Genomic DNA, 18,374 nt, shown 5'->3' with positions numbered 1-18,374 from the left:
CTGTGGCCTCATCTACCCGCGCCACATCGCCCACGCCGGATACGACGGCCACCCCTTCGAGGTGAAGCAATGAAGATGCCACCGATCAACCAGATGGTCGCGGTCTGTGCTGGCTGCAATCACTGGCAGCTCGACTTCGGCCCGCGCCCGTCGCGCTACGCCGCCGACGCCCGTGTTGCCGTGCAGATGGCCGCCGAGGCTCACGCCTTCGACCACATGCCCGACTGCCCCAACGGCACCACCGGCAGGATCAAGGTCGACGGTCAGTGGGTTGAGAGACCGTCGGTGAACGAGGACGGCAAGCCGGCTGACGGCGTGCTCGCATTCATGGGCCTCCCGCGCTGGTGGGTGTGGCGATGAAGCGTCTCTATGCCGCGACCAACGCGCCGCGCTGTGCCGTGTGCGCTGGCCCGATGGCCACCTTCGGTGACCGGACCCATCCGGCGTGCGACCCGAGCATGACCGCCCTGCGCCGTGCCTCGGTGCGCGCAACCCTGCGACGGGAGATCACCCGATGACCCCGACTCTGCTGCTGGTGCGTCCGTCACGCCGTGTGCGTGGCCGTCGTTGGCGCGTGGTCGACGGCGCGTGTGAGCGCCAAGAGCACTACCGAGACTTCGCCGACTGCCGCTGTGCCGTGTTTGCCAACAAGGCACAGGCCATCGCCTACATCGACCGTCACACCCCTGCCCTGGAGGCGCACACCTGACCGACAGAAGCATCCCCGGTGGAGCACGCACGGCGCGACCGGGGCACCCGAGAGGGTGGCACAACTCAGCGGGAGCGAACCCGGATGAACGCGTGGAGGGTGACCGCAGACGCCACGTACCGAGGGGAAGTTCCACAGGCCCACGCTCGCCTGTGGTGGATGACCAGCCGACTGCAGACACGCTGGCCACCCAGTAGCAGCCGATGCCCACACCGGGCACTCGGCCCACAGTCATGCACTGACGCTGCAACAAGGTCTAAACGGGGGAAGGTCTAGGGGGGTCATGACTATGAGTACCCCGTCCAGGGGTTCGTAGCCTGCGACCCCACCCGCCGATACCTCACAGGTGAGATGCCCACTCCGCCCCGACTGTCACTACCTGACAACCCGCAACCCCGAGAGGAAGCCGACCATGAAGGTGTACGAGTGCAGGTCACTCCCGCTGTGGGTGAGGGTGAGCCTCTACGCGGTGGAGCACTCAGGCCGACGCCTGGACTTCGGGGAGCTGCGCCGAGCCCTCGACCCCACGGCCACACCTGCTGACATCAGCCGGGCCATCCGTCGAGGCATCGCCGCCGAGCTGCTGGCCCACGACTCGACGGCTGGGTGCCTGCACTCGCTGGTGGTGCTGGCATGAAGCCGTGGTCGGGCCGCGCGGTCCAGCAGGCCCGCTGGTTCATTGAGCTGCACCACCTACCCGGCCCGTGTGGCAAGTGCAAGAAGCCCATCGACCCTGCCACCGACCGGTGGGTGGTCGGCCACATCAAGTCCCGCACCGCGTACCCGCACCTGACCTGGGACCCGAAGAACTGGCAGCCCGAGCACCGAGCCTGTTCGGACCGCTCGGCACAGCAGGCGGTGCAGGAGAAGGCTGCTCGCAACGCGCTGCGAGCGCACGGCATCGACCCCGACGACGCGCCGCTTTTTCCCGAGGACCCGACCGCCGGGGAGCCCCGCCCCTTCCCGTCTCTCTCCCCACGGGCTCTGACGGCACAGCCCAACTCGAACTGCTCCCCGGCCTCGTCCTCCCGACGCGACGCGACCGCCCACGGCTCGCGGATCTCGACCATGCCGAACCCGCCGCGATCAGCCGCGAGCCGCTGACGATCCCGCCCGAGCTGGTGTGGGACCCCGAGGCGCTGACCCAGTACCCGTGGATCGAGCCCTACGTCGACGTCCCGCCCGAGGCGACACCGCCGCTGGCGATGACCCCGCCGCCGCCCGACGCGGTCGGCTCGTATGGCCCCGAGCTGATCGAGTGGGCGCGGGTCACCATGGGCGTGAAGGTCCGCTGGTGGCAGGGCCTGGCCATCGTCCGCATCCTCGAACACCGCGCCGACGGGTCCCTGTGCTGGGAGGAGGTCGTCAAGTCCTGCTCACGCCGCTCCGGCAAGTCGGTCATCGTGCGGCTGCTCGCGGTGTGGCGTCTCGTGTTCGCCCCGCGGCTGTTCGGCGAGATGCAGCTCATCGTCCACTCGGCCTCGTCGCTGCGCATCGCCAAGGAGCCGATGCGCTACGCCGCCCACTGGGCGCGCAACCAAGAAAACCTGGAGGTCTACACCAACAACAACAACTACTCCTTCGAGGACAAGCACGAGGGGCACCGGTGGATCGTGGTGCCGCCCGACAAGACGGCCGGCCTCGACACCTGCATGGGCATCGTGGACGAGGCATGGAAGTGCCTGCCCGAGATCGTGGACGACGACCTGGAGCCGTCGCTGATGGAACGTGTCTCGCCGCAACTGCTGCTCATCTCGACAGCGCACCGCCGCGCCTCCTCGCTGATGCGTGGCCGGATCGCTGGCGCGCTGGCGGGCGAGGACATGGAGCGCGTCCTGATCCTGCTGTGGGCGGCACAGCCGACGATGGACCCCGGTGCGGTCGAGACCTGGCGGGCAGCATCCCCGCACTGGACGCCCGAGCGTGAGCGCTACCTGGCGCGCAAGTACGAGAAGGCGCTGCGCGGTGAGATCGACCCCGAGGCCGACGACCCCGACCCAATGGAAGGCTTCCGCGCCCAGTACCTCAACATGTGGCCGCTCGCGGCCGCGAAGATCGCACGAGGCACGCCGCTGATCGCCCACGAGACGGTGTGGAACCAGCTCCGCGTCCCCGCCCCGGACCGCGCTCCTGACGCGGTCGCGATCGAGGCCGGATTCGAGACCGGCGTGGCGGTGGCCTCCGCGTGGCGCCACACCGACGACGCCGCCATCGTCCGCGTGGTCGAGGCCGGTGACGTGGCCACCGCCGCGCACCTCGCCCGCCAGACAGGTTTCCGAGGCAAGCTCACAGTCGGTGCGTCCCTGCTCACCGACCCGGCCTTCAACGCCATGGCGACCGCCAAGGGGCAGGGCACCGCCCGTGGCGCGGTGCTCGACGTGGCACGGCTGCTCGCGGACGGGGACCTGCGCCACGACGGATCACCAGCCTTGGGTACGCAGGTGCTGGCGGTGCGCACCGTGCCCGGCAGCGACGGGCCACGGCTGGCCTCGCAGAGCCCCATCCATGCGGTCAAGGCGGCTGTCTGGGCCGCGACGGCCGCACGGAAACGTCGTCGTGGGCGTACCCGTCTGGGGCTCCCGTCGGGCGTTTGACAAGCAGGTGTTGGCAATCCGTGCCAACCTAACCCCCGAAATCGGGGGTTTCGGCAGGGAAGAATTTCCGGTGTGGGATTCCTTCAGTCACTGGTCCGGCGCGAGCCGCTGACACCGGCCACCAGTCCGGCGGCCAGTCGCGCTCTCGCTCGCACCGAACGGAGTCTGTCGTTCGCTCTCGACATCGACCCCGGCACCCTCTACGGCGTCCAGTCGGCCGACCAGGCCAACATCTTCCCCAACCACCCCCGCATCTCACGCCGCGAAGCACTGTCCGTGCCCTCGGTCAAGCGCGGTCGCGACCTGATCGCCGTCCTGGGCTCCCTGCCGCTGCGCCTGCTCGACGCGGACAACCAAGTCACCCCCTGCACCCTGCTGTGCCAGCCCGAGGACGGCATCCCGTCCGTCATCACCTGGACCCGCGTGGTCGAAGACCTCATCTTCGGCGAAGCCGCTGGGCTGGCGGTGACCGCGTTCGGGTGGGACGGCCGCCCGGCCACCGTGGTGCACCTCGACCAGGACAGCATCTCGGTCCCGACCCACACTCAGTCCTACCGCACCGTCACCGGCTCGGGCACCGCCACCCGCTACGCCCCCGACCCACTGCTGATCCGCATCGACTCCCCGACACCGCCGCTGCTCGTGCACGGCGCCCGCGCGATCCGCGCCCTGGGACGACTGGAAGCAGCCGCCCTCAACGCCGCCGACGGTGTCCCGCCGCAAGACTTCTTCACACCCGCAGATGAGGGCGTCGACCCGTTCCCCAACGACGGGGACCTCGATGAGGACGGCGAAGAGATCAATGAGGTCGGCGAGTTCCTTGCCGACTGGATGCGCATGAGGCAGATCCGCGCCACCGGCTACGTGCCCCACAACCTGAAGTACAACGTCAACGGCTTCAACCCCAAGGATCTCCAGCTGGTCGAAGCGCGCGAGATGGCCATCACCGAAATCGCCCGACTCATGGGCATCGACGGCGACGAGCTCGGTGTCTCCACCACCTCGCGCACCTACGCCAACATGCAGGACCGCCGACGCCAGTTCCTCGACTTCACCCTCGGCCCCTACATGCGTGCGATCGAGGGTCGGCTCTCCATGGACGACGTCACCCCACCCGGCTACACCGTGCGTTTCGACACCTCCCAGTTCGCCGCCGCCGACGACAAGACCGCCGCCGAGACCGACGAAATCCTCATCCGCGCCAAGGTGCAGACCGTCGAAGAGGTCCGCGCCCGCCGAGGCCTCGCAACCAGCGCAGCCCAACCCAGCAAGGAGATCGACGCGTGAAGCTCGACAACCCGCTCTCCGTCACCTTCGAGGTCGACCGCGAAACCCGCACCATCCGAGGTCTCGCGCTCCCGTTCGGTGACGTCGCCGTCTCCAAGGGCCGCAAGTGGACCTTTGCCAAGGGAACGTTGACGTGGTCGCGCGTCAAGGGCGTCACCCATCACGACCTCCACAACGCCTTGGCCACCGTCGCCTTCGAGGAAACAGACGAGGGACTGTGGGCCACCGCCAAGGTCGCCAAGACCACCGCAGGTGACGAGCTGCTCGCGCTCTGCACCCCCGACCCCGACACCGGCGAGGCGGTGTGGGACGGCCTCTCGGTCGGCATTGCCGAGGACGGCTTGCGCTACGTCGCGCGTGGCGACGTCCACCACGTCACTGCAGGCGTCGTCAACGAAGTCACGTTCACCCCGGTCCCCGCATTCGAGCGGGCTCGGATCACCAGCGTCGCAGCATCTGCTGCACAGGAAGGAACACCCATGAAGTGCACCAAGTGCGGCAACGTCCACCTCGACGGCGTCACCGAATGCGCCACCGCCCCCGCGTTCTCCGCCGAGTCGGGCAACGCCCTCGCCAAGGCAGTCGATGACCTCACCAAGAAGGTCGACGGCCTCGCAGATATCAAGATCCCCGTCGGTGGCGGTGCCCAGTTCCAAGTCACCGAAGAGCCCCTGTACCGCTTCGACGGCTCCAAGGCCTCCAGCGGCCACGACTTCTCCGCCGACCTGCTCGGCGCGATCAAGGGCGACCAGCAGGCAGGGGAGCGGGTGCTCGGCTTCATGTCCGAGTCACTCATCAACCCCAAGGGCTTGCAGTTCGTGGCGACCGGCGACGTCGAGAGCGTCAACCAGCCTGTCTACCGCCCGGACATGTTCAAGGACGAAGAGCCCGCCCAGCCCGCCATCATGTACGACACCTTCTACGCCGGAGGACTGAGCAGCGTCACGCCGTTCTTCTACTCCCAGCTCAAGGGCTACGGCGGCCTCATCGGTGACCACACCCAAGGCGTCCCGCCGACCGCTGGCACCTTCGAGACCGAAGACGGTGCAACCATCACCCCCGGCAGCGTGTCCGGGCGGATCTTCCTCACCCGCGAGGCCGCCGACCAAGGCGGCAACCCGCAGATCTCCGGGCTCATCTGGTCGAAGTTCCAGCGCACCTTCCGCGAGATGCTGGAACGCCGCACCGCCAAGGTGCTGCACGACAACCTCGCCAACATCACCCGCCTGGCCACCATCGCCGCTGGCGCAGAGGGCCGCGTGGTCGGTGAGGCCCTCAAGGGCGGTCTGGTCGACCTCGCGTTCACCCCGGACGGCTCCCGCTTCTCCCGCTTCTTCGGAGCCAAGGCGCTGTATCGGGCGCTCTCGCACGCCGTGGACGGCAACGACCGACCCCTCTACCCGATCCTGTCGCCGTCCAACGCCGACGGCACCTCAAGCAGCCGCCTGGGATCCATCAACGTCGCCGGGATCAACGTGGCCCCGACCTGGTCCACCGAGATCCCCTACGGTGCCGAGGGCTCGGAGCTCCCCGACGACACCTCGTTCTACGCCGACCCGATGGCCGTCAAGATCTGGAACTCCGGCCTCACCCGCCTCGACAAGGTCGGCGAGACCGCAGCCGGATGGAACATCGACGTCTTCGCCTACGTCGCCACCCACCTCTACGACCTGCGTGGCCTGCGTCGGGTCGAGTACAAGGCCGTCTGATGAGCGAGCAGCCTCCCGAGGACGAGACCACCGGCACCGATGAGGTGCCGGTGGGCCCGCCCACCATCACCGTGGTCACCGACTACCTGACCGCTCCTGGCACGACCGTGCCCGAGCACGATCAGATCGTCCAGGCCTACCGAGCTGAGAAAGCCGCTCAACGCTCGGTGTGCCGCGTCCCACCCGACGACGCCCTCTGGCCCGGAGACCTCTATGAGGCACTGTGCCGACGCGTCGCGGCCAACCTCGCCGTACGCGCCAACCCGCTGGGCATCAAAGCTGGCGGCGGGGAGTTCGGCACCGCAGTCTTCCGTGTCGGAGGCCGTGACGCCGAAGTGCGACGACTCGAAGCGCCCTGGCGCAAGAGGCGCATCGGCTGATGGGCAACGCCGACACCCGGCAGATCCTCGCCGACGCCGCCTCCGGCGTCGACGGGCTGAGGGGTCACCCGTACTACGTGCAGAACGTCGGGCCGGGTGACGTGCTGGTCGACGTCGCCCAGATCGACCACCCCAACCCGTTCGGTGGCGTCGTCACCTGGGCCGTGACGCTGGTCTGCCCGGTCGCCCTGCACGACGCCCAGCGCTACTCCGACGACCACGCCCCGGCCCTCAAGGCCGCGCTGGACCCGCACATGACGGTCACCACGATCCGTCCCCAAGCAATGCTCTTCGACGGCCGCGAGCTGCCGGTCGTCGTGATCACTGGAACCCGAGAGGAAGACTGACCATGACTGCCGCATCCCCACGCCTGCTGACCGTCGAGATCGACGGGGAGGAGAAGTCCGCCGAGCTGACCAACGGGCGCTTCAACGCCGCCGACGCCGAGGCCGACACCGTCACGTTCAAGGAAGCCCGCGAAGGCGGCGCCAAGGACTGGTTCCTGGCGTTCAGCGCCGTCCAGGACACCGCCACCGGGTCCATCTGGTCGGAGATCTTCGACAACGCCGGGGACGAGGTGCCGATCGTGTACATGCCCCACGGCAACGCGGTCCCCTCCGTCGCCGAACCGCACTTCACCGCCACCGCCATCATCGCCGCACCCGACGGCGACTTCCTCGGCGGCGACGCCAACGCCAACCCCACCGCCCGGTGGACCTTCGAGGCCCAGTGGAAGCTCAAGGCCAAGCCGGTCCGGGTCACCACGCCCTGACATGGCCTCCGGTGTGCGAGTGGAGGGCCTGACCCGTGCGACTCGGGCCCTCCGCTCCATGGGCGTCGAGGTCAACGACCTCAAGGACGCCTTCTCCCGGATCTCCACCACCGGCGCAGGGATCGCCGCCCGCTTCGCACCCAAGAAATCCGGGCGGCTCGCGAGCAACGTGCGGGGCAACCGTGCCCAGTCCAAGGCCGTCATCCGCGCCGGTGGCGCAGCAGCACCACACGCCGGACCCATCAACTACGGCTGGCCCAAACGAGGCATCAAAGCCTCCGGCTTCATGCAACGAGCAGACCGCGAGATCGAGCCCTACGCCGTCTCCATGCTCAACGACGAGATCGACACCCTCACCAAACGAAAGGGTCTGAGATGACCAGCACCGACACCACCCCCACCGCGCCGACCAGTGACCTCGACCTGGGCGACCTCCTCAACTCCGCCAACGGGTACGAAGAGATCGCCGTCGAGCAGCGATTCGGAGCCGACCCCTACGCCCTGCTCGGAACCAACGTCATCAAGTGCATGCGCGCCGGAGTGTTCATCGTCCACCGCCGCCGTGGCGCCAAGGACGCCGACGCCTACAAGGCCGCCATGGAACTCACCTCCGAGGCCCTCAACGCGTTCTTCCCCGACGACGAGGACGAGCCGATGCCCGAGGAGCCCGTCACCGAAGCGGGAAAAGACGACTCCGAGAGCGCCTAGCAGCCGAGGAGCTGGCCTCCTGGTGCCTGCTCACCGGCCAGCCTCCCGACGTCTACTACCGCCTCACCCGCCTTGAACGCGACACCTTCACCCGCATTGCCTCATCACCTCGCCGATAGGAGCTGCTGACCGTGGCCAAGCCCATCGCTATTGCCATCCTCGCCAACGGCCGTCGGGCGTCCAGGGAGTTCGAAACCCTCGGCTCCAAGGCAGCCAAGTGGGGCAAGCGGGTGGCCGCAGCCGGTGCCGTCGCCGCTGTTGCCCTGGCAAAGACCGTTGTCTCCGCAGCCTCCGACGCCCAGCAGTCCATCGGTGCCACCGAGCAGATCTACGGCAAGTACGCCGACACCGTCATCAAGCGGTCCAACCAGGCCGCCAACGCCATCGGCCTGTCCGCCAACGAGTACCGCGAACTGTCCAACGTCACCGGGGCGATGCTCAAGAGCAGCGGCATGCCCCTGGCGAAGGTCGCCGACCTCACCGACAAGCTCAACCGCCGCGCCGCCGACATGGCAGCCACCTTCGGCGGCACCACCCGCGAAGCGGTCGAGGCCGTCTCCTCGCTGCTGCGTGGTGAGGCCGACCCCATCGAGCGGTACGGCGTCTCCATCAAACAGAGCGACGTCAACGCGAGGTTGGCAGCCAAGGGCCTCGACAAGCTCGAAGGCTCCGCCAAGAAGACCGCCGAGCAGCAAGCGCGCCTCGACCTGCTCTTCGGCCAGTCCAAAGACAGCGCGGGGCAGTTCGCCCGCGAGTCCAACACCCTCGCCGGGCAGCAACAGCGACTGGCCGCGAAGATCGAGAACACCAAGGCCAAGGTCGGAGCCGTGCTCCTGCCCGCCGTCACCAAGCTCGTCGGCTACGCCAACAAGCACCTCGTGCCCGCCCTCGAAGACGGCGCCAAGTGGCTCGAACGCAACTCCGACGAGATCGCCGCCTTCGGCAAGGGCATCGGCCGCCACGCCCTCCCACCCCTCAAGACCCTCGGAGAGCTGGCAGGCAAGACCGCCAAGTGGCTCGCCGAGCTGCCTGCCCCCGTCAAGGAGGTCGGTGTCCAGGCCGGTATCGCCGCGCTGATCCTGCCCCGCCTCACCGCCGCCGCTGCTGCTGCCGGGGAGCGTTCACCGTCTCCACCGCGAAGACCAAGCAGTTCTACGCCGAGTTGACCTACGCCGAGACCCGCGCCCAGCGCACCAGCGCAGTCCTGGGCAAGCTCGGAGGTGCCGCCAAGGCCGCAGCAGGCGTCGGCGGCATGGTCCTGCTCGCGCAAGGCACTGAGGACGCCGGGACGGCCATGGGCGCGCTGCAAACCGCTGCCGGTGGTGCTGCGCTCGGCTTCTCTCTGGGCGGGCCGTGGGGCGCTGCCGTCGGCGTGGTGGGTGGTGTAGGGAAGGCGCTGTGGGACACCAAGAAAGCCAACGACGAGGCCAAGCGCGCCAGTCAGGGATTCACGCAAGCTCAGCTTGACGCCATGGCTCCACAACGTGACTACAAGGACACGCTGGACGAGACCACGGGCGCGCTGACCAAGCTCACGCGGTCTCGGGCGCACGACTACCTCGCTGAGTCCGGCGCTCTCGCCACGGCCAACCAGTACAGCATCAGCACCCGTGACCTGACCGGCGCTGCGCTCGGGCGTGCAGGTGCTGAGGAGCGGCTACACAAGCAGGTCCGGCGGGCGATCAAGCAGAACCCCGAGAACATCGCCGGGATCATAGCTATGGCCGGTGCTGCCGGTCTGAGTGCTCAGGAGATCGAGAAGGAACGGGGCGCGATCAAGGCCCGGACAGACGACACCAAGACGTGGAAGCAGGCGCTCAAGGGCGTCCCACCAGAGGTGGCGACGCGTCTCAAGCAGCTTGACTTCAAGCCGAACCTGAAGCAGATCAACACCCTGTCGGAGCGCTACAAGCTGACGCCCAAGCAGGTCACCACGATCCTGAAGGCGACCGGTAGAAGCGGCGTCGTCAAAGAGGTCGGCGGCGTCACCAAGGTCCTCAAGGACGCGGGCAAAGTCAAGGTCATCGACTCGTTCAACCCGTCACTGTCGAGCCTGCTCGGCGTGGGTGAACGCAATTCCAAGAAGGCCAACAAGAACGTCAAGGACAGCCTCAAAAACTCCACCAAGACCACGGTGGACAGCGCTACGCTCACAAGGTCGCTGTCCGGTCTCCTTGGGGTCGCCCGCACAGACGCCCGCGCCGGAGCGAGTGGCATCGGAGTCGACCTCAAGACCGGACTCCCCGCTGGGTTCGCGGGCGCTGACGCACTGTGGGCCGTCCAGGTTGCTTCCGCCGTCCGCCACGCGATCGCCGCTGGTCGCCGCGCGGCACAGGCGAAGAGCCCCTCACGCAAGACGATGGCTCTCGGCCGAGACCTCGCAGACGGCCTCGTCGTCGGCATGAGTGCCCGCAAGGGCAAGGTGAAGTCCGCGGCTCAGAAGCTGCTGGGCAACGCCCTGGCCGGTGTCGGTGGTGGCTCCAAGGGCATCGACAAGGCCCTGGACAAGGTCACCAAGAAGATTCAGAAGCGCATCACCGGCAAGAACGAGACCAAGCGCGAGAAGCGGATCCTCCAGAACCTCCGCGACGAGTACAAGGCGCTGACGAAGAACGGCAAGGCGCAAGACAAGATCAACGCCAAGCTGAAGACCGCCCAGCAGAACCTGGGCGCGCTCAAGCAGGCAGCCAAGGACGCCGCGGCCGCGGTGCTGGCCAGCGTCCGGGCCTACGGGTCGATCACCTCCCTCGAGGAGGGCCACCTCAACAACCCCGCCGCGCTGGTCGCCCAGCAGAAGGCGAGGGTCGAGAACGCCGAACGCTACGCCGAGCTGATCACCCAGCTCACCGGCAAGCTCAACAAGACCAGCCTGCAAGAACTCATCGACAAGGGCGTCGAGGGTGGCCTCGCGGCAGCCGAGGCACTCGCCGCCGGTGGCCAGTCGACCATCGACCAAGTCAACGCCCTGCAGAAGCGCCTGGACAAGGTCGGCACCGACCTCGGCAAGACCACCGTCACCCAGTTCCACCAGGCAGGCATCGACTCCGCACAGGGCCTCGTCAACGGCCTGTTGGCAAAGGAGAAGGCGCTCGACAAGGCCGCCAAGAAGCTCGCCAAGAAGCTCGTCAAGGCCGTCAAGAAGGAACTGGGGATCAATTCCCCGTCGCGAGTCGGGAAGGACCTCGGCAAGAACTTCGCCGGGAGCGTCGACCTGGGCACCAACGTCGTCCCGCTCGACCGCACCGGCCGCCTGATGGCCCGCGACCTCGTCAAAGGCTTCGGAGAGCCCACCATGACCGCCCGCGCCGCCTGGGAGGCCACGCAGGCAGCCGCAGCCGCCCAGCAGCCGATCAAGGTCGCCTTCACTCTCACAGCCCAGCAGATGAGCGCACTTCAGCGCGGCAAGGAGATTCAGATGGACCTCGACGTCTACCACGGCAACGGCGGACGGAGTCGCGCATCATGACGCAGGAATTCAATGGTCTCGACGTCCTCCGCCTGGAGGTGGAGGTAGAGCCGGACGGCCTCGTCAACTTGCTGCCCAACCCTGACGGTCGCCTCGGTGACTTCGGTTGGGTGCTGCCCGTGACCGGCACCAGCCTGGACCGTCTGCCCCTGCCCGGCCCCGAGCCCCGCAAGACCGCCCTGCGCTACAAGGGCGTCGCGTCGGTGTCGAACTACCTCACCTCCGAGTCGATGCCCGTCACTCCGGGCACCTACGTTGCAGCTGGGTGGATCAACCCGGCTGCCGAGGGCCCCCAGATCCTCGCCAGCCGTGGGCGCCTGCAGTGGCTCGACGCCGCAGGCAACGTGATCTCCCAAGGCGCCCAGACCGGCTATGTCGCCCGCTTCACACGCGGCACCATCGCCGCCGCCCTCGTGCCCGGAGGCATCTCCCATGTCCGGCTGCGCCTCGACGTCTTCGAGAACGTCTCCGGCAGCTATGTCTTCCCCAGCACCGCTGTCGGCTGGGCATTCCGCCCCGACGTCGCCACCGCCAGCACCGCGGCCGAGCTCGTCAGCTTCGCCGACCTCGAACCGCGCCAGTACCTCAACATCCTCGGACCCACCCACACCATCACGGTCTCCCGAGGCGCCCTCGACGTCGGCACCCTGTCAGCCACCATCCTCGATGCCGACCTCGACCCCGCCGCCGCTGACACGATCTCGCCCGGTCGCTACCTGTGGCTGCGTGCCCTCGTCGACGGCCTGTGGGAGTCGGTCTACGAGGGCCGGATCACCGAAGCCAAGACGTCCTACGCCAAGGCCAAAGGCGGCTCCCTGACCGACCGAGGTGCCGTGCGCATCGACCTCGTGGCCAGCGACAACATCACCCGCCTCGCCAACCAAGCCGAGTCACGATCGGTCGCCCAGATCGCCCACCTGCCGTGGCTGCTGTCCGACACCGGCGTCCCGTGGCTGGTCAACGGCCACGGCGGCCAGATCCCCGCACAGCAGGTCGTCGCGATCAACGACAACACCTCCGTCCTCGACCAGGTCGCACTCACCCGCGACACCAACCTCGGCTACGCCTGGGTGGACCGCAACAACGCCCTGCAGGTCTGGGACCCCCTCCTGCTCGACGACACCGTCGCCGCGACATTCTCCGACACCACCGGCGACCTGTCCTACTCCGCCATCGACGTCTCCTACGACGTGCAGGACTGCATCAACTCCGTGGCGGTGGAGTTCGTGCGCTACCAGCCGGTCGCGGGCGTCTCCACCAACATCAGCTACGGCCCCTACGTCGACGCCGCTTCCATCGACCGGTTCGGTGCTCGCAGCGCCACCTTCACCATCGTGGGTGCTGCTGAGAACGCCCTGGCCATCGGCATCTACGCCGACGTGATCCTTGCTGCCAACGCCACCCCACTGATCCGCTGCAACTCCCTGACGATGCCCGTGCGCAACGCCGACGAGCTGCGAGCCGCTGCCCTGCTCGACCTCTACAGCCTCATCGACGTCGCCTACGAAGACCGCGTCGACGGCGCCCTGCGCATCACCGGCATCGACCACACCATCAGCCCCGGCAAGTGGCTCACCACCTACACGTTCGCGCGCCCCACCTCGGTGGCCGCACCCACCCTCATCCCCGCACCCTCTATGCCGCCGCCGGCCGATCCCGAGCCGGACCCCGACACGGGATGGCAGGCCCTCACGCTCGCCACGGGCTGGACCGGCGCGGTCCACTACCGAGTCATCGGCGGCGTCGTCTACCTGCGAGGCCAACCCGTTCGCACCAGCGGGTCGTCGGCCACCATCGCCACGCTGCCCGTGGGCGTCCGTCCCGCCGTGTCGCTCGGGTACACCGTCCGCAACGGCAACGGCACCGCCGTCTGCAACCTCGCCATCGGCACCACAGGCGCCATCAACACCGGCTCCCTCAACGCCGCCAACCCCGTCTACCTCGACGCCATCGCCTACCCCCTCGGCTGAGCACCCTCCTGAAAGGAACCCCTCATGAAGACCACCTCCCCGGTCCTCATCATCTGCGCCACCGTCGTGGCCTGCACCGCGCTGATCACCATCGGCGCACTCGTCGCCTTGGGCTCTGACCCCGAGAGCGTCGGCGTCCTCGTCGGCGTCGTCTCCATGCTCACCGTCCAAGCCGCCAGCATGCTCCGAGGTGAGCAGACCAAGCGCACGGTGGACGACCTCGCCAACGGACGCATGGACGCCAAGATCCGTGCGGGTGTCGCTGACGTCCTCGGGGAGCACCTCATTGACCCCAAGGTGCGCGACCAACTCGACGCCGACCGCGAAGTGCGCGGTAACCACGCATGACCGCCCGCACCGGCACCGACGCGATCGCCTGGGGCCGCGCCCAGATCAGACACCCCACCCGAGGGTGGTACCGGTGGTGCCTCGTCTACGTCCGCTCCGCCTTCGGCGTCCCCGCCCGCTGGCCCGACGCCGGAAAGGCCTGGGACAACGCCCAACGCCGCCACAAGACGGCCAACGCTGCCTCCATCCCGGCCGGGGTTCCCGTCTTCTGGGAACTCCCGTCAGTGGCCGACCACGTCGCCCTGAGCACCGGAGGAGGGATGTGCCTGTCCAACGACATCCGCCGTAAAGGGCTGATTGACGAGGTCCCCATAGACGAGATCACCCGCCGATGGGGAGGCCAACTCCTCGGCTGGACCGAAGACCTCAACGGCCACACCGTCTACCAACCCACCACCACACCCACCACCCCGAAGGACTGGTTCGACATGGCCACCAAGGAAGACCTCCGCGACGTCATCGGCACCGAGCTCGACAAGCGCTTCGAAAAGGAGAAGGCCCGCGACGCCCGGGAGAAGGCCCGCGACAAGAAGCGCCACCAGAAGGTCATGGCTGCCCTCAAGGGCGCTCCAGCAGCCACCGCCGCAGCCGTAGAGGCCGCCCTCGCCGACGAGGCGTAAACTCAAGATCAACGAGAGAATCCCCACCCCGGGTCTAGAGGGGTGGGGATTCGTCTGTTGAGGGGCTAGCGGCGAGCCGAGTTGATGCCGATGAGTACGCCGGTGCCAATGACTGCGACCGCCCCGATTACTGACGCGAGACTGGTAAGCGTCCATCCGGCTAGGGCCATCGCGGTACTGCTCTCGGTTGGCGCTGCTGCCATCAGCGCCACACCGAAGGCCGCGAGGATCCCCGCGGTGAACCACAAGACCCATAGCGTCTCTGTCGATGACTTCGTTTCGCTCACGGACTGCACCTTATGCCGACGCGGCCGCGACCGCTGCGCGAACGGCATCATCGGGCAACCGGACGTAGCGGCGGGTGGTCTCGGGCCGGGAGTGGCCCAGCAGTTCCTGCACCGCGAACATGTCCCTCGTCCCGGCGTAGGCCGTCGACGCGCAACGGTGGCGCAACGTGTGGGCGGTCCAGTCCTCCGGCATCGCCTCGGACAGCAGCCGCGACACATGGCCGGGGGACAGGTGGCTTCCCTGGCCGTTGGGGAACGCCCACCCCTCGACCTTCCGCAGTCGCACCAGCAAGCCGCGGTGCACCACCGGCACTGCTCGCTCCTTGCCGCCCTTGCCCGGGATCACCAAGCTGTCACCGACCAGCCACGATGAATGCAGCCTCGCGATCTCCCCGGCCCGCAGCCCGCAGTAGGCCGCGAGCATCGCCATGAACCCGAGCCGGTCCGAGCGCGCCGCGAGCACCTTGACCAGGTGCTCCGGCGTCGGCCGAGCCACCGAGGCAGGCACGGTTACGCTCGGCAGCCGGTCCGAGGGATCGTGCTCGACGTACCCCATGCCGTGGCCCCACCGGTAGAACCCCCGCACCGACGACCTCGCGCTCTTCCTGGTCTCCGGCTGCCACTCCTCGCGGCCCATGAACTCGAGCAGCTCGACGGCGGTGGCCCGCCACGGCGCTGTCACCACCTCCGCGAGGCCGGTCAGGTAGTGCCGGTGCAGCCGGATCGTGCCCTTGGCGCGCCCCGCTGCCCGCTGTGCCGTTGCGTACTGCTCCAGTGCGATGTTCCATCCCATGTCCCCCGAGATAGACGAACGGCCCGGGGCCTGCGCCCCGAACCGTTCGACTGTGACCGAACTCGCCCCTACCCGTGCCACGACTGACCGTCGTGGTTGTCGGCCTGCGAGGCAGCCTCCGCCGCCGATGCATAGAGCAGCGGCGAGTGCTCAAGGCACGGGCCGCACCACCAGCGCCACGCGGCGCCGACCTGCTCCACCTCAGCCATCACGCCACCAGCTCGACGTCGAAGCGGGTGAGGCGGTCCGGGCAGGCCGGGTGATGCACCGGGGCCTCATCCGGGCACCAGCACGCGTCGTCCTCGTCGAGTTCGTAGCGCTGCGAGCAGTCCGAGCAGATCGGCATCCCGGGCGTGCCGCAGTAGACGCACCGTGGGCCGCTGACCAGGGGAGACAGATAACCGGAGGGTTGTTGGTTCGAGTCCAACCGGGGAGCCATGAGAAACGGCCTGTGAACTGCATTCCGCAGTTCACAGGCCGTTTCTCATGTCCATTGCATCGGACATGCATCGTTCACGCGAGTTCCGCTCCGCCAATGGGCGGACGAGGTCGAGGAGATGTGGCTGGCGCGGCCGACACTAGGTCGACCCTCCGGCAGGAATGGCTTAGCAGGTGGTGTGCCAGCCTCCTGACTTGTCCGGTAGACGGCGGCGGGCGAGATGCCCTTGGGCGGTCGGCGCGAGGGCAACGTATTGACTCTGGATGAATGCGTGGTGGAAGCACGCGTCAAGTGTTCGGTGTTCGGTATTGATCGAACACCGAACTGGTGGGATCATCGGCCCATGGAGCTCGAAGCACTTACCCAGGACGCCTTCGCCGCGTTGGGGGTGGAGGTGGGTCTGTCGCCTGCTCTCGAGGGCTTGGCCGACATCGTCATCGAGCCCGCCGGGCTCAGCATTCCGGTTCGCGTGAGGTGGCGCTCGCTCGTCGATGAGCAGGCAGCGGAACGTTTGCTGGCAGCCGAGCAGGGTGCTGGGGTCCTGTTGCTGGTCGGTGAGCGGGTCACCGAGGCGGCCCGGCGGAAGCTGCTGGCGTCCGGGGCGGGATATCTCGACCTTCGTGGACACTTGGCTCTGAAGACTCAGGGTCTGGTCGTCAGCGCGGACGTACCCACAGTGAGATCCAAGCACGGTCGCTCACAAGCACTGGCGGGCAAGGTCGGTCTGGAGGTCGCCACCAGCTTGTTGCTCTCGCCCGGGGAACCCGTGGCGGTGCGGGCGCTTGCGCGCCAGCTGGGTCGCTCGCCCAGCACCGTCTCGCAGGTCCTGACTGCGCTGCGGACCGATGGGCTCATTGATGAACGCAACGAGGTCACTGACACCGCACTGTTCTGGCGGGTGGCCGAACGATGGCCCGCCACGCGCACCTACCTCGCGAACGCTCTGGAACCACATGACGACGTGACGACGCGGGCGTTGCGGCTGGGACTGGACCCCGACGCTGCGGTGGGCTGGGCCCTCACTGACACGTCGGCCGCCGTCGGATACGGGGCACCAGTCGCCTACCGTGCCGGACAGGCCCTGGACTTCTATGTCCCGGACGAGTCGGCCCTGCACCGAGCCGTTCGCCTGCTCGGGACGACCGAAACCGCAGCCAACGCCGCCGCCAGCATCCGGGTGGCCCCGGTGCCGAGTGTGACCGCCCTCCGTTCTGCGCCGGTTGGCACGTTGCCGTGGCCTCTGGCACATCCCTTGTTCGTGGCCTTGGATCTTGCCCAAGATGTCGGTCGCGGTCGGGAGATCCTGCAGGCTTGGCGACCGGAAGGTGATGGGGAGCGTGTCTGGTAGCCGTGTCACCTTCTTTGGTGATGCCATGGTGGCAGTGGTTGAGGGTGTTTCCCAGGTCCGAGAAGTGATCGGTGACACCCCGGTCATCGTGGGCGGTCTTGCCGTCCTCGCCCGCCTCTCGAACCCGTATCGGGCAACCGTCGACCTTGACGTCGTTGATCGCTCGCACGGGAAGGCGCCGCACCTGGAGGTGCTGAGGGCGGCAATCGGTGCAACCTCGATCGAGCCAGCAGCAGTGCTCCTGCCAACGCGGTTCGGACCGGTCAAGGTCGACGTCCTTGAGGTGCGCCAGATCGAGATCGACGAGCCCAGCGACGATCCCGGGGATCGCCTCCACGCTTCCTCACATGCCTGGGCGAGTGATTCGGCTACCGAGATGGTCCTTGAGGTCGTGGGCCTCGACGGGCAGCGGACCGAAGTTGTTGCCCGAGTGGCCGAGCCGGGTCCGCTCATCGCGATGAAGCTTCAGGCCGTGATGAACAGGAGTGACGAGAAGCAGGGCACCGACCTGCTCGACATCATCAGGATCACCTTCGATGACGCCACCCGATCGGCTGGGCTCGCGCAGCTCGCCGGAGTCGCCGACAGCGTCGCCCAGGACATTGCGTTGCACGTCGATCTGTGGATGGTGCGCCGCCGAGATCAGGCCCTTCGGTTGATCCGGAGTGCAGGGGGCGCCGACATCGCCATGGAGGACATGGAACTGGCAGCAGAGCTTCTGGCTGATGCGGTGCGTCGTCCTCAGCGACGCCGTCGTCCGTCGGTTGATGGTCCCCGGTAGGCACAGCCGGTGGAAGGGGAAGAACCGTCCGGCTGTACTCCGCCCGCTCGATGTGGAGCACGTGGTGAAGGGGTTCGGCGCCGGGCAAGACCTCGTCGGGCGCTCGGATTGTCCAGAGACTGAACACCCACAGTCGCCCTGCCTGCCTAGCGTGAGCTGCGTC

General features: G+C 67.9%; 24 protein-coding genes. 20 read left to right on the top strand and 4 right to left on the bottom strand.

The annotated features are described in order from the left end of the window. The first annotated feature begins 69 nt into the window (after positions 1 to 69). The 18 genes from L1066_RS25050 (at position 70) to L1066_RS24965 (ending at position 14,563) form a co-directional block, all read left to right on the top strand. Entirely contained in the window at positions 70 to 360 is a 291-nt protein-coding gene (locus tag L1066_RS25050) for a hypothetical protein (RefSeq protein ID WP_235739047.1), read from the top strand. Continuing rightward, the gene (locus tag L1066_RS25045) at positions 357 to 518 is read left to right on the top strand and encodes a hypothetical protein (protein WP_235739046.1); all 162 of its coding nucleotides are present in this window, start codon (positions 357 to 359) and stop codon (positions 516 to 518) included. The genes L1066_RS25050 and L1066_RS25045 overlap by 4 nt, the downstream gene beginning before the upstream one ends. Then, a complete protein-coding gene (locus tag L1066_RS25040) occupies positions 515 to 709 on the top strand; it encodes a hypothetical protein (protein ID WP_235739045.1) in 195 nt (64 codons plus the stop codon). The genes L1066_RS25045 and L1066_RS25040 overlap by 4 nt, the downstream gene beginning before the upstream one ends. Before the next feature lie 412 nt (positions 710 to 1,121). Continuing rightward, positions 1,122 to 1,346, top strand: a complete 225-nt coding sequence (locus L1066_RS25035; protein WP_235739044.1) for a hypothetical protein — start codon at positions 1,122 to 1,124, stop codon at positions 1,344 to 1,346. After that, positions 1,343 to 1,813, top strand: coding sequence for a hypothetical protein (locus L1066_RS25030; RefSeq protein WP_235739043.1), 471 nt, complete (start codon positions 1,343 to 1,345; stop codon positions 1,811 to 1,813). The genes L1066_RS25035 and L1066_RS25030 overlap by 4 nt, the downstream gene beginning before the upstream one ends. Positions 1,814 to 1,830: 17 nt before the next feature. Continuing rightward, positions 1,831 to 3,303: a terminase large subunit domain-containing protein gene (locus tag L1066_RS25025; protein WP_235739042.1), complete on the top strand. Its 1,473-nt coding sequence runs from the start codon at positions 1,831 to 1,833 to the stop codon at positions 3,301 to 3,303. Between the two features lie 72 nt (positions 3,304 to 3,375). Continuing rightward, positions 3,376 to 4,590 carry a phage portal protein gene (locus L1066_RS28220; protein WP_235739041.1) on the top strand — a complete coding sequence of 405 codons (1,215 nt, stop codon included), beginning with the start codon at positions 3,376 to 3,378 and terminating at the stop codon, positions 4,588 to 4,590. Then, positions 4,587 to 6,299: an HK97 family phage prohead protease gene (locus tag L1066_RS25015; protein WP_235739040.1), complete on the top strand. Its 1,713-nt coding sequence runs from the start codon at positions 4,587 to 4,589 to the stop codon at positions 6,297 to 6,299. The genes L1066_RS28220 and L1066_RS25015 overlap by 4 nt, the downstream gene beginning before the upstream one ends. Next, a complete protein-coding gene (locus tag L1066_RS25010; protein WP_235739039.1) occupies positions 6,299 to 6,679 on the top strand; it encodes a hypothetical protein in 381 nt (126 codons plus the stop codon). Before L1066_RS25015 ends, L1066_RS25010 begins: the two co-directional genes overlap by 1 nt. Beyond that, a complete protein-coding gene (locus L1066_RS25005) occupies positions 6,679 to 7,026 on the top strand; it encodes a hypothetical protein (protein WP_235739038.1) in 348 nt (115 codons plus the stop codon). Before L1066_RS25010 ends, L1066_RS25005 begins: the two co-directional genes overlap by 1 nt. 2 nt (positions 7,027 to 7,028) lie before the next feature. Further along, complete coding sequence (locus L1066_RS25000) at positions 7,029 to 7,451, top strand: hypothetical protein (RefSeq protein WP_235739037.1); 423 nt, start codon at positions 7,029 to 7,031, stop codon at positions 7,449 to 7,451. Between the two features lies 1 nt (position 7,452). Beyond that, a complete protein-coding gene (locus L1066_RS24995; protein WP_235739036.1) occupies positions 7,453 to 7,830 on the top strand; it encodes a hypothetical protein in 378 nt (125 codons plus the stop codon). Beyond that, a complete protein-coding gene (locus L1066_RS24990; RefSeq protein ID WP_235739035.1) occupies positions 7,827 to 8,159 on the top strand; it encodes a hypothetical protein in 333 nt (110 codons plus the stop codon). The genes L1066_RS24995 and L1066_RS24990 overlap by 4 nt, the downstream gene beginning before the upstream one ends. Positions 8,160 to 8,290: 131 nt before the next feature. Next, positions 8,291 to 9,325: a hypothetical protein gene (locus tag L1066_RS24985; RefSeq protein ID WP_235739034.1), complete on the top strand. Its 1,035-nt coding sequence runs from the start codon at positions 8,291 to 8,293 to the stop codon at positions 9,323 to 9,325. Continuing rightward, complete coding sequence (locus tag L1066_RS24980; protein WP_235739033.1) at positions 9,322 to 11,625, top strand: hypothetical protein; 2,304 nt, start codon at positions 9,322 to 9,324, stop codon at positions 11,623 to 11,625. The genes L1066_RS24985 and L1066_RS24980 overlap by 4 nt, the downstream gene beginning before the upstream one ends. Next, entirely contained in the window at positions 11,622 to 13,595 is a 1,974-nt protein-coding gene (locus L1066_RS24975) for a hypothetical protein (protein WP_235739032.1), read from the top strand. The genes L1066_RS24980 and L1066_RS24975 overlap by 4 nt, the downstream gene beginning before the upstream one ends. A gap of 24 nt (positions 13,596 to 13,619) precedes the next feature. After that, positions 13,620 to 13,943: a hypothetical protein gene (locus L1066_RS24970; protein WP_235739031.1), complete on the top strand. Its 324-nt coding sequence runs from the start codon at positions 13,620 to 13,622 to the stop codon at positions 13,941 to 13,943. Continuing rightward, on the top strand, positions 13,940 to 14,563 hold the full coding sequence (locus L1066_RS24965; RefSeq protein WP_235739030.1) for a hypothetical protein: 624 nt from the start codon (positions 13,940 to 13,942) through the stop codon (positions 14,561 to 14,563). The genes L1066_RS24970 and L1066_RS24965 overlap by 4 nt, the downstream gene beginning before the upstream one ends. Positions 14,564 to 14,628: 65 nt before the next feature. On the opposite strand, the gene L1066_RS24960 is transcribed toward L1066_RS24965, so the two are convergent. The 4 genes from L1066_RS24960 to L1066_RS24945 all read right to left on the bottom strand — a co-directional run bounded on the left by L1066_RS24960 (position 14,629) and on the right by L1066_RS24945 (position 16,082). Further along, positions 14,629 to 14,850 (bottom strand): hypothetical protein, encoded by a 222-nt coding sequence (locus L1066_RS24960; RefSeq protein ID WP_235739029.1) that lies wholly within the window; start codon positions 14,848 to 14,850, stop codon positions 14,629 to 14,631. Positions 14,851 to 14,860: 10 nt separating this feature from the next. Continuing rightward, positions 14,861 to 15,643, bottom strand: a complete 783-nt coding sequence (locus L1066_RS24955) for a tyrosine-type recombinase/integrase (RefSeq protein WP_235739028.1) — start codon at positions 15,641 to 15,643, stop codon at positions 14,861 to 14,863. Positions 15,644 to 15,711: 68 nt separating this feature from the next. Then, entirely contained in the window at positions 15,712 to 15,852 is a 141-nt protein-coding gene (locus tag L1066_RS24950) for a hypothetical protein (protein WP_235739027.1), read from the bottom strand. Continuing rightward, positions 15,852 to 16,082 (bottom strand): hypothetical protein, encoded by a 231-nt coding sequence (locus L1066_RS24945; protein WP_235739026.1) that lies wholly within the window; start codon positions 16,080 to 16,082, stop codon positions 15,852 to 15,854. Before L1066_RS24945 ends, L1066_RS24950 begins: the two co-directional genes overlap by 1 nt. Before the next feature lie 343 nt (positions 16,083 to 16,425). Between L1066_RS24945 and L1066_RS24940 the strand changes: the two genes are divergently transcribed. Beyond that, complete coding sequence (locus tag L1066_RS24940; protein ID WP_235739025.1) at positions 16,426 to 17,430, top strand: helix-turn-helix domain-containing protein; 1,005 nt, start codon at positions 16,426 to 16,428, stop codon at positions 17,428 to 17,430. Between the two features lie 64 nt (positions 17,431 to 17,494). Beyond that, positions 17,495 to 18,211, top strand: a complete 717-nt coding sequence (locus L1066_RS24935) for a prevent-host-death protein (protein ID WP_235739024.1) — start codon at positions 17,495 to 17,497, stop codon at positions 18,209 to 18,211. The last annotated feature ends 163 nt before the right edge of the window (positions 18,212 to 18,374 follow it).

It is taken from the genome of Nocardioides alcanivorans (assembly GCF_021555175.1).
GTDB lineage: Bacteria > Actinomycetota > Actinomycetes > Propionibacteriales > Nocardioidaceae > Nocardioides > Nocardioides alcanivorans.
The sequence above is the reverse complement of the archived record's forward strand: the minus strand, read 5'-3'. Positions and strand labels throughout refer to the sequence as shown.